This is a genomic window from Candidatus Nitrosarchaeum limnium BG20 (genome assembly GCF_000241145.1).
Classification (GTDB): Archaea; Thermoproteota; Nitrososphaeria; order Nitrososphaerales; family Nitrosopumilaceae; genus Nitrosarchaeum; species Nitrosarchaeum limnae.
Map to the genome: position 1 here is coordinate 1 of NZ_AHJG01000013.1, position 12,175 is coordinate 12,175.

Below are 12,175 nucleotides of genomic sequence, written 5' to 3' on the forward strand. Positions count from 1 at the left end.
ACATCAAATGTTCCGTAACTTCCCGCATCCACTTCAAATATGTCCGTTGTAGTTACTCCACTCTTTAATGCAAAAGCAAATTGTGTCTCTGCAATTTTTCCCTCCCCATATGATGCTCTTATTGTATACTCTCCTGCCTTTGTCCACAATGGACCTTGTGCGATTATAGTATGAGAATAACTACCATCCGCTGCAACAGTTATCTGTGCAATATCAACTAAATTACCTTCACTAAAAATCTGCATTGTTATTGGAGTCCCTGGTAGTACAGTAGATACTGTCCCTGAAATTACAATTGTCTCTCCTTCCTTGTATGATTTGGCATTTGTTCCTACTGAAACTAGAGTTTCTGCAAATGCTGGTATGGTAAAGGCAACTAACAAAATTAAGACACTAGAGATAATTACCACTCGCACAAAATTTCTAGTTGAATGATTCTATATTTCCTTTACTATCAATAAAATGAAAAAATGGAAAAATTTGTAGGTTTAGTATCTTGGCATAATGCTAAGTCTTGATTTTGCAGATACTGCAATTATTGAAATAATTGCTACTGCTAGAATCATAACTGCGATTGTACCAAATTCTGGAATTACAAATGTACCTATCACTTCAATTTTCTCAGTACCTACTGGGAACATTATTGTGACACTGTTGTCACCAATTTCAACATCATCCCATTCTTGTCCATCAACTAGTACCATGAAGATACCGTCAAGGACTGATTTGTCAGGATTTAATGTAAGTGTTCCATCTTCATCTGCACTGATTTTAACAATAATTGATTTATCATTACTGTTAATGCTTGCACCAGTTACCTTTCCACCTGTAATGGTGTATGGTACACAATAATTGCCCTTTAGATATAACTCTGAAGAACCACAATTGTTTGAACTAGCTGAAGTCTCACCAGTTAATTCAACAAGTACTTTATTGTTTTTCTCAAAAGTACCATAGTTGACTTTAATGGTGTATGTACCTTTTTGTTTCCACAATTCCCCACCTGTCATTAGAGTCGTTTCAAAACTACCATCACTATTAACATCTAATTGAGCAATAGTTACGATTGAATTATTTGGACTCGTAACAGTAAGTGTTACTGGCATTTTAGAAACAGTTGCTACGTTGCCGTGTACCATAATTTTGTCATTATGATCATATGTTGTCTTGTCTGTCCATACAGTTATTGGGAGATCTCTTAACAACATTTGATTTGTTGCCATTTTTCCACCAACTGCATCATCACAAGTTAGACATTCTGCATATGCTGATGACAAAGTTAAAGTACCGACTGCAGTCAAAACGGCCAATAGCGCGAACGACGTACGGTTGTTCATCTTATTTGCAAAATGAACCCATCTCTATTTATGTATATTTAAAAATTAGAAAAATTTGTAGGTTTAGTATCTTGGCATAATGCTAAGTCTTGATTTTGCAGATACTGCAATTATTGAAATAATTGCTACTGCTAGAATCATAACTGCGATTGTACCAAATTCTGGAATTACGACACCGTCTTTTATTCCGACTTCAATAGAATGCTTGTATCTAGGATCTTCACCTTGTTGAGCTACGATCTGATACTGTCCATCTTGTTTCCACAATGGTCCTCCAGTTTTAATATCTTTGAAGAAGTGACCTTGTTCATTTAGAATTGGTACAAATTGATCAACTACTACTACATTTCCATTTGGTGCTATTACCTTCATTGTTATGGAATTAGCACTGTCTGTAGTTCCAACTATTGAAATTATATTTGAACCTGCCATTGAATTTGCTTCTCCAATTGACAACCCTGTTCGTAACATTGGTTTTGATTCATAAGTTGTTGGTCCTAATGTGGATTGAGTAACATCTGTCTTTGTAGTCATGCTGTTGATTATTTCTACACGGAGTGATAATTTGTATAATGCACTTCCTTTTGGACTTTGCTCGACTTTAATTGTATAAAATCCATTTTCTTTCCACATTGAATTTGTTTTAAATTCTGTGGAAAAGTTACCTTTTGCATCCGGTTTTATTTGATCAACACTAACTATGTTTTGACTAGGGGAAATTACTGTAAATGTAATATCTGTAATTTGTGACATTGTATGTCCACTAACTGATATTGTGTTAGACCCTTGTGAAGCTGTAGCTGAAACTGACATTCCTGTAGTTTGAGCAAAAGCATCCTGCTGAATTGAAGCTACTGAAATAATTGACACTGCTATTAGAGCTAATGCCATAGATGTTGCTGATCGCTTAAAATTCATTCTAATCTCAAAACAGTTACTGGTATTAATATATATTTTTAAAAAGAGAAAAAAAGATGAATTTAGTATCTTGGCATAATGCTAAGTCTTGATTTTGCAGATACTGCAATTATTGAAATAATTGCTACTGCTAGAATCATAACTGCGATTGTACCAAATTCTGGGACTACTACGGTACCAATAATCTCAATTTCCTCAGCACCTGCTGGGAATTGTATTGTTAGTGTTCTATCTGTAGAAGTTGCTGTTTCCTCAAAGTCTACTTCTTCTCCGTCAACTAAGACAAAGAATGTATCATCTTGATCACCCATCTTTGAATCAATCAAAGATCTTGGCAATGTAATGACAAGTGAACCATCCTGATTTGCAGTTATTGCAATTATCAGTGAGTGTGCATCTACATCAGGAGTAATACTGATTAGCTTACCACCGGTTATTTTGTAATTGACCATAAAGTCAGTACCTGTAACCTTAATTGATGGTGATGCTGCTGGAGCTCCCATTGAACCTGCAAATTCAAATGTAGTTTCAGCTACACGATGTTCAGTTCCATAGAATGCTGTGATTTTGTATGTTCCTGATGACTTCATTAGTGCCCCGCCTGCAATTAACTCAGAACTGAATGTCTTGTCTGCGTTAACGTCAATTTGTGCAACTGTGACTAAGTTGCCATTGGGTGCCACTACTCTTAGACTAACAGGAACTCCTGTAAGACGATCTTTCACCGCTCCTGTTACTAAGATCGTGTCTCCATCTTCATAAGATGTTTTGTCTGTAGTAACATTGATTGAATCCGTTTGTCCAAATGCTGGTGCTAATCCTAAACTTGCAATAAGAATTGCAGATAAGGCAAACACCGATAGATGAGTATTCATCAATTTTACGCCCAAATTTATCTTATTTAAGGTTGTGGAAAATATTGTTGACTAAAGAGAAAAAAGAGTGATTTATGCCGAATTTCAGATTAGATATATATTAACCTGAGCGTGAGTTTTTGACAGTTTGTGTGTATTGTTTGCTATTACATTTAATGTTCGTCATGGAGGTTTCGTAAATGGCAACTAAGAAAAATCAAGTTCTAGTACCTGATCATATCTATGTACCAAAACACGAAATTATTTCCAAGCAAGAAGCTGAAGAAGTTTTAAAAAAATACAATTGCAAACCAACTGAATTACCATTAATCTTTGTAAACGATCCTGCAATCTTGGGACTAGGTGTTAAACCAGGTGATATGATAAAGATCACTAGAAAAAGTCCTACTGCCGGTGAGAGCCTATACTATCGATACGTGGTGGAAGTTTAAATGGCCGATTCTTCAGTAAAACGCTGGCCAGTAATTCAGGATATTTTAAAACGTGAAGGTATTGCACGTCAACATCTTAACTCATTTGATGAATTTTTAGAGCGTGGTCTCCAAAGTATTATCAACGAAGTAGGACAAATTGAAATTGAAAATGCAGAATATCCTTACAAAATTCAACTAGGTAAAGTTAAACTCCAACAACCAAGAATGATGGAACTTGATGGTTCTATCACACATATTACACCTGCTGAAGCCAGACTCAGAAATGTATCATATTCTGCACCTGTAATGATGGAGGCAAGTGTTGTTGAGGACGGCAAAATTTTGGAATCACGATTTGTCCATATTGGCGATGTACCAGTAATGGCGAAGTCTAATGCTTGTATTTTACATAACTTTTCAACTCAAAAATTAATTGAACATGGCGAAGATCCAAACGATCCTGGTGGTTACTTTATCATAAATGGTTCTGAGAGAGTAATTGTCGGACTAGAAGATCTTTCATACAACAAAATAATTGTTGATAGAGAAAGTGTTGGTGGCAATACTGTTTTCAAAGCAAAGGTCTATTCTTCTATTGTAGGATATCGTGCAAAACTAGAACTAGTAATGAAAAATGACGGACTAATTGTAGCTAGAATTCCTGGCTCTCCTGTTGATATTCCAGTTGTCACTTTAACAAGAGCACTTGGATTAGAATCTGACAGAGAAATTGCAGCAGCAGTTTCACTAGTAGATGAAATTCAAAATGAACTAGAAGGTTCTTTTGAAAAAGCAGGTGACGTACCAACTGCAAAAGATGCAATTGTTTACATCAGTAAAAGAATTGCACCTGGAATGTTAGAGGAATTCCAAATTAAAAGAGCAGAGACCTTATTGGATTGGGGACTCTTACCACACTTGGGCAAACATCCTGAAAACAGAAAAGAAAAAGCCCAGTTCTTAGGTGAAGCAGCATGTAAATTATTAGAACTTAAACTTGGATGGATTTCTCCTGATGACAAAGATCATTATGGAAATAAAGTCATTAAATTTGCAGGACAAATGTTGGCAGATCTTTTCAGAACTGCCTTTAGAAATTTGGTTAGAGACATGAAATATCAATTAGAAAGATCTGGACAAAAAAGAGGCATCAATGCAGTAGCAGCTGCAATCCGTCCTGGAATTATTACTGATAAATTAAACAACGCTATTGCTACAGGAAACTGGGGCAGAGGACGTGTTGGTGTCACACAACTACTTGATAGAACAAACTATCTATCTACAATTAGTCATCTGAGAAGAATTCAATCTCCACTTAGTAGAACTCAGCCTAACTTTGAGGCAAGAGACTTGCATGCTACACACTTTGGAAGAATTTGCCCAAGTGAAACTCCTGAAGGATCTAACTGTGGTCTTGTAAAGAACTTGGCACTATCTGGAATTATCTCAGTAAACGTTCCATCAGAAGAGATTGTAGAGAAACTATACGATCTTGGAACAATTCATTTCTTTGATGCAAAAGAAGATGTAAAAAAAGACGGAGCTAGAATTTTTGTTGATGGTAGACTAATTGGATATTACAAAGACGGTGCACAACTAGCAGAGTCACTACGAGATCTTCGAAGAAATTCAAAGATTCACCCACACGTTGGAATTTCATTTCATAAATCAGAGATTGAAGGTTCCACAAAAAGACTCTATGTTAATTGTAATGCAGGCCGTGTTTTGCGACCACTAATTATCATTAAAGACAACAAACCATTACTAACACAAGATCTCTTAGATAAAATTTCAAAGAAATTACTTTCATGGACAGATCTTCTAAGAATGGGAGTATTGGAAATGATTGATGCAAATGAAGAAGAGAACTGTTACATTACACTAGATGAAAAAGACACAAAGAAACACACACATCTTGAAGTCTTCCCACCAGCAATTCTTGGCGCAGGTGCATCCATAATTCCATATCCAGAACACAACCAGTCTCCAAGAAATACATACGAATCTGCAATGGCAAAACAAAGCTTAGGATTTTCAACTCCAATGATGAATACTAGCACATATGTCAGACAACACTTGATGCTATATCCACAAACTCCAATTGTCAACACAAAAGCTATGAAACTATTGGGATTAGAAGACAGACCAGCTGGACAAAACTGTGTAGTTGCAGTATTACCATTTGACGGATACAACATCGAAGACGCAATTGTACTAAGTAGGGCCTCAGTTGACAGAGGACTAGGTAGAACATTCTTCTTTAGAATTTATGATGCTGAAGCAAAACAATACCCAGGTGGAATGCGTGATACATTTGAAATTCCAAATGCTGAAGATAACATAAGAGGATACAAAGGAGAAAAGGCTTATCGATTATTAGAAGAGGACGGTGTAGTTGCATCAGAATCCCCAGTACATGGAGGAGATATCTTGATTGGAAAAACAAGTCCTCCAAGATTTATGGAGGAATACAGAGAATTCGAATCATCTGGTCCTTACAGAAGAGATACTTCAATTGGAGTTAGACCATCTGAAACTGGAGTTGTTGACACTGTAGTTATGACACAATCCAATGAAGGTGGAAAGATGTACAAAATTAGAGTAAGAGATATGAGAATTCCTGAAATCGGTGACAAGTTTGCATCAAGACATGGACAAAAAGGTGTACTTGGAATTTTAGCAAAAGCTGAAGACTTGCCATACACTGCAGATGGAATCTCTCCTGATGTTTTGATTAACCCACATGCATTCCCTTCAAGAATGACAGTTGGAATGTTTATGGAATCAATCTGTGGCAAGGCAGCTGCATTGAGAGGAAGTCAATTTGATGGCTCTGCATTTGTTGGAGAAAAAATGGAAGAAGTCAAACCAGTTATGGATGCCGCTGGTTTCAAATATTCTGGTAAAGAAACAATGTATGACGGAAGAACTGGAAAATCATTCCCAGTCGAAGTCTTCATTGGAGTTGTATACTATCAAAAATTACACCACATGGTTGCAGACAAGATTCATGCAAGAGCACGTGGTCAAGTTCAGATGTTAACCAAACAGCCAACAGAAGGTAGAGCAAGAGGCGGTGGTTTGAGATTTGGTGAAATGGAACGTGACTGCTTAATTGCATATGGTGCATCAATGATTCTCAAAGATAGATTACTTGATGAATCTGATAAATCAGATATCTTTGTCTGTGAGAGATGTGGACTAGTTGCATATCATGATGTTAAACAAAGAAAATATGTCTGCAGAGTTTGTGGTGACAAAGCAAAAGTATCATCAGTATCTGTTGCATATGCATTCAAACTATTATTGCAAGAAATGCAAAGTTTGAATGTGGCCCCAAGATTGCTCATAAAGGAGAAAATCTAGAATGTCTATTCAAGCCATAAAATCAATTGACGCAATTAGATTCTCCGTTTGGTCTCCAACTGAAATCAGAAAATACTCTGTTGCAGAAATCACTGCTCCTGAGACATATGATGAAGACGGAATGCCAGTACAAGGAGGTCTTATGGATGGCAGACTGGGAACATTAGAGCCTGGACAAAAATGTCTTACATGTGGAAACACTGCTGCAAGATGTCCTGGACACTTTGGTCACATTGAACTTGCAGAACCAATCTTACACATTGCATTTATTGATAATATTTACAAACTCTTACAGTCTACATGTCGTTCTTGTGCAAGACTCAAAGTACCACAAGAAGATTTAGATGAATTTAGAAAAATCAAAGAAAAACATGCAGCATACACTGTAATATCTGAAAAAAGAATTCCAGAGCAAATTATTGAAAAAGCAAAAAAAGCAAAGGAATGTCCTCACTGTGGTAAAACTCAGTATGAACTAATTTTTACAAAGCCTACTATCTTCGTTGAAAAAACAGAGATTGGAGAACACAGATTACTGCCAATCACAATTAGAGAAAGATTCTCTCAAATAATTGACGATGATCTTCACCTTTTGGCATATGATCCTGTCACTGCAAGACCAGAGTGGTTTATCTTACAAGCACTACCTGTCCCACCAGTAACTGTTAGGCCTTCTATTATTTTAGAAACTGGAATTCGTTCTGAAGATGATTTGACACACAAGATGGTAGATATCATCAGAGTCAATCAGAGACTAAAAGAAAGCAAAGAAGCTGGAACTCCTCCATTAATCGTTCAAGATTTAGTAGACTTGTTACAGTATCACGCAACAACCTATTTTGATAATGAAGTATCTGGAATTCCACAAGCTCATCACCGCTCTGGACGTCCACTAAAAACACTAACTCAAAGACTCAAAGGAAAAGAGGGAAGATTCAGAGGTTCACTTTCTGGAAAGAGAGTAGACTTTTCAAGTAGAACTGTAATTTCACCAGATCCTAACTTGGACTTGTCTGAAGTTGGAGTACCTGAACAAATTGCAATGAAGCTAACAATTCCTGAAATTGTCACTGAATGGAACATTGAAAGAATGAGAAAACTGGTAATTAATGGTCCAAATACATTTCCAGGTGTCAATTATATCGTTAGACCAGACGGTGTAAAAATTAGATTAGACTTTGTAGAGGATCGTTCTACAATCGCTGAAACCCTAGAGATTGGATATCTTGTAGAAAGACATCTTGCAAACGGTGATATTGTTTTGTTTAACAGACAGCCATCACTTCACCAAATGTCAATTATGGCTCATTATGTCAGAGTACTTCCAGGAAAGACTTTCAGACTACACCCATCTGTATGTCCTCCATACAACGCAGACTTTGATGGAGATGAGATGAACCTTCACGTTCCTCAAAGCGAAGAAGCAAGAGCAGAAGCAATTTTGTTGATGAGAGTCCAAGATCAATTAATCTCCCCAAGATATGGTGGTCCGATCATTGGAGCACTAAGAGACTTTGTTACAGGAGCATACCTCTTAACTAAAGATGATACTTTACTCACTCCACAAGAATTTTACAATTATGCAATGCTAGGTGGATACAATGAGAAATTCCCAAAACCTGGCTCTAAAAATAAAGATGGGCCAATGTATACTGGCAAACAACTATTCTCATTGTTCTTACCAAAAGACTTCAACTATGTCATTACATCAAAATGGTCTAAAGGAACCAAAGGTGCACAAAAAGACGTTGTAATTAAAAACGGTGAACTCATCAGCGGTGTAATCGACAAATCATCAATTGGTGCAGAAGAACCAGAAAGTGTGTTGCACAGAATTGCAAAAGACTATGGAAATACAAAAGCAAAGAACTTTTTGAATTCCATCTTAATTATGGTAAAACAATACATCACTCATTATGGATTCAGCTACGGTTATGCTGACCTTGAAGTACCAGAAAAAGAAAAGCAACAGATTCTAGATGACATTCAAGAAACTTATGGAATTATCTCTGATCTCACATCTCAATATGAAAAGGGCACTTTGAAACTAACAAGAGGTATGAAACCTGAAGAAGCACTAGAGGCATACATTGTAAACGAACTAGGAAAAGCAAGAGACAAAGCCGGTATGACTGCAGATCAATCCCTTGATCAAAGCAATGCCGGAAGAATTATGGCAACTACTGGCGCAAGAGGTTCTTCACTTAACATTGGTCAGATGGCCGGAGCATTAGGGCAACAATCAAGAAGAGGAAGTAGACTGCACGCTGGTTACAATAATCGTGCATTACCACATTATCAAGAACATGACAACAATCCAGATGCACACGGATTTGTAAAATCAAACTATAGAGAGGGACTATCTGCACTAGAATTTTTCTTCCACGCAATGGGAGGAAGAGAGGGACTAGTAGACACTGCAGTTAGAACACAACAAAGTGGATACATGCAGCGTAGACTGATCAATGCACTAGAGCACATCAGACTAGAATATGATGGAACAGTAAGAGATCCTCACGGTCACATCATACAATTCCTATACGGTGAAGACGGAATTGATGTTGCAAAAAGCGACCATGGTGAGGCATTTAACATTAACAGATTAATTGAATCACAAACAATTGTTGACTCTGGTAAAAAGGCAACCAAAGAAGAGATTACAGACTTGGCAAAGAAATACACAAAGACATTCAATCCAAGACTAAAACAACTTGTAACTGATGGACTATTGGATTCTAAACTAAGTAAGGAAGGTGCAGAAATTGTTTGTAAGAAAGGACTATCACTATACAACAAAGCAAAAGTAGAACCAGGACAAGCAGTAGGAATCATCACTGCACAATCTATCGGAGAACCTGGTACTCAGATGACACTTAGAACATTCCACTTTGCAGGAATTGCAGAAAGAAACGTAACCTTGGGTCTTCCAAGATTAATCGAACTAGTAGATGCAAGAAAGAAACCTGTAACTCCAACTATGGATATTTATCTTGATAATGAATCTAAAAAATCAAGAGAAAAAGCAATCGATGTTGCAAGAAATATTTTGCAAACAAAGGTAAGCGCATTAATCTCTGATAGTGAGACTGATTACACAACTCAAATCAAATTAATTCTTAGTCCAAACAGACTCAAAGAAAGAGGATGTACTGTAGGCGAAGTAGAGGCAGCATTACAATCAAACAAGAAATTCAAGATGGAGACAACTGGTGAGCTAATTACTCTAAAACTAGTAGAAGAGTCAGATGCTCCAACTGTAATTGCAATTAGAAACAAGGTTCTCAACACTACTGTTAAAGGAGTTCCTGACATTGAACGAGTAACCCTAGTTCAAAAAGACGACGAATGGGTAATTCAGACAACTGGTTCAAACATTGCCAAAGTACTTGAAGTATCTGGAATTGACAAGAAAAATGTCAGAACAAATAATGTATTTGAAATTGCAGGAACCTTGGGTATTGAGGCATCAAGAAACGCTCTGATTAATGAATTAAACAACACACTAGAAGACCAAGGTCTTGAAGTCGATGACAGATACATCATGTTAGTATCTGATTTAATGTGTTCAAGAGGTTACATGCAACAAATAGGAAGACACGGAATAGCTGGAACTAAAGACAGTGTACTTGCAAGAGCAGCATTTGAGATTACAGTACCAACTATAGCTCACGCAGCATTAGCTGGTGAAGTTGAACAACTCAAAGGTATCACAGAAAACGTCATTGTTGGAAGTATCATTCCAATTGGCAGTGGAACGGTAGACCTTTACATGCAAGTAAGCAAGAAGAAATGAGGAAAATAGTATAATTAACGTGATAAAAAATGGGCGACGAAATTTCTAATTTAATGACAAACAACAAAAACAAAGTAATTCTTTTGCGATTAAGAAACAACAAATCAGTAAGAGGTAGTCTACAGGACTTTGATATTCACATGAATCTTACACTGGATAATGCCGAAGATATTTCAGATAATAAAGTAGTACCACTGGGGAGAATTCTTTTGCGCGGTGATAATATTTTGGCAGTATCACTACCAGATGAAGAGTCTTAATTCTCAAACATTAAATTCAAACTCTCATAAATTATAGTTGGCTTGAAAATTTTACTTTTAATTCCTTTAATTTTCTTAATTTTTCTAGTTCCTGCATTTGCACAAATTCCAGACTATAACAAACCCTATGCTCCAATCTTTACTGACAAGCCAGTATACTCTTGGACTGACAAAGTAAAGATTACCATACTTGCCCCAAGCTGGAATACAAATCAGTATCTAATTGACTCTATAGGCGGAGATGAGGACCATCCAATTAAAATCTCAACTGCTGGGCACACGCTCTCATCATATCGCTTTACTGAGACTAACTTTAACTCGGGTGTGTTTTCTGCCGAAGTAACTTTGACTGGATTTTTCCACGATGTAGACGGTGATGGAAGACCTGATACCACTCCCAGAACTGGTGGAAGTGGTCCGACAAGTGGGTATTTGGAGACAAACCGTGATTCTAACATCTCTATATCATTTACATTTGCAGATGGCGTTGTATTAGTAAAATCCGCTCTGATTAACTGGAACATTGCGCAAATACAATTCTCAGAGGGAAACTATCTTTCAGATAGCACTGCATCAATTAGTGTAATTGATCCTGACCTTAATCTCAATCCCAAAGCAGTTGATCATGTTATGGTTCATGTCACATCAAACTCTGATTTGTCTGGAATTGAGGTAAGTGCAATTGAAACAACTGCCGACTCTGGTATCTTTGTTGGAACAATTACTTTTGCACAAAATCAATCATCAAGTGGCAATCGATTGTTTGCAATGCCAGGTGATGTGATCACTGCAAAGTATGATGATTATACTCTCCCTGCGCCATACAGCATATCTGACAAGCTTCCAGTCAAGGCATTTGCAAATTTTGATTCATCAGTTCCAACACTCCAAAGACTGCAAAATTCTCCAATCATTTTATCCAACTCTTTTGGGACTCCACTAGAATCTTTTTCTACAAACGATCAAATACAAATTGTTGGAGCAGTAAGTAACGAACAAAACTTTAAGCAGAAATTTGTTTACCTCTTTCAAGTAAAAGACTCTAGCAATTCTGTAGTGTCTGTATCTTGGGTTCAAGGTGAAATATCCCCAAATCAAAAACTAGATGTTTCACAATCATGGATTCCTCAAAGTTCAGGTGAATATACAATTGAAACATTTGTCTGGAGTTCTTTAGTTGACATGTCTCCACTATCTCCATCTTTGACAAAAA

General features: G+C 36.9%; 8 protein-coding genes and 1 pseudogene. 5 read left to right on the forward strand and 4 right to left on the reverse strand.

Features of this window, described 5'->3' with window-relative positions:
* From BG20_RS00760 to BG20_RS00775, 4 genes and pseudogenes are all read right to left on the reverse strand, one after another.
* Positions 1-416 (reverse strand): annotated as a pseudogene (locus BG20_RS00760) (PEFG-CTERM sorting domain-containing protein); the annotation flags it as partial.
* 72 nt (positions 417-488) lie between these two features.
* Positions 489-1,337 (reverse strand): PEFG-CTERM sorting domain-containing protein, encoded by an 849-nt coding sequence (locus tag BG20_RS00765; protein WP_133936159.1) that lies wholly within the window; start codon positions 1,335-1,337, stop codon positions 489-491.
* Positions 1,338-1,400: 63 nt separating this feature from the next.
* Positions 1,401-2,255 (reverse strand): PEFG-CTERM sorting domain-containing protein, encoded by an 855-nt coding sequence (locus BG20_RS00770; RefSeq protein WP_007402228.1) that lies wholly within the window; start codon positions 2,253-2,255, stop codon positions 1,401-1,403.
* Positions 2,256-2,317: 62 nt separating this feature from the next.
* Positions 2,318-3,130 carry a PEFG-CTERM sorting domain-containing protein gene (locus tag BG20_RS00775; RefSeq protein WP_007402227.1) on the reverse strand — a complete coding sequence of 271 codons (813 nt, stop codon included), beginning with the start codon at positions 3,128-3,130 and terminating at the stop codon, positions 2,318-2,320.
* Between the two features lie 179 nt (positions 3,131-3,309).
* Here BG20_RS00775 and BG20_RS00780 point away from each other — a divergent pair, with 179 nt between their 5' ends.
* From BG20_RS00780 to BG20_RS00800, 5 genes are all read left to right on the forward strand, one after another.
* A complete protein-coding gene (locus BG20_RS00780; protein ID WP_007402226.1) occupies positions 3,310-3,561 on the forward strand; it encodes a DNA-directed RNA polymerase subunit H in 252 nt (83 codons plus the stop codon).
* Positions 3,562-6,909 (forward strand): DNA-directed RNA polymerase subunit B, encoded by a 3,348-nt coding sequence (locus BG20_RS00785; RefSeq protein ID WP_010189656.1) that lies wholly within the window; start codon positions 3,562-3,564, stop codon positions 6,907-6,909. It begins immediately after the preceding gene.
* A gap of 1 nt (position 6,910) precedes the next feature.
* Positions 6,911-10,702, forward strand: a complete 3,792-nt coding sequence (locus BG20_RS00790; RefSeq protein WP_010189657.1) for a DNA-directed RNA polymerase subunit A' — start codon at positions 6,911-6,913, stop codon at positions 10,700-10,702.
* Between the two features lie 29 nt (positions 10,703-10,731).
* Positions 10,732-10,962, forward strand: coding sequence for an LSM domain-containing protein (locus BG20_RS00795; protein ID WP_010189658.1), 231 nt, complete (start codon positions 10,732-10,734; stop codon positions 10,960-10,962).
* 42 nt (positions 10,963-11,004) lie between these two features.
* Positions 11,005-12,175 (forward strand): hypothetical protein (locus BG20_RS00800; protein WP_010189659.1); only part of this gene is annotated, 1,171 nt, incomplete at its 3' end.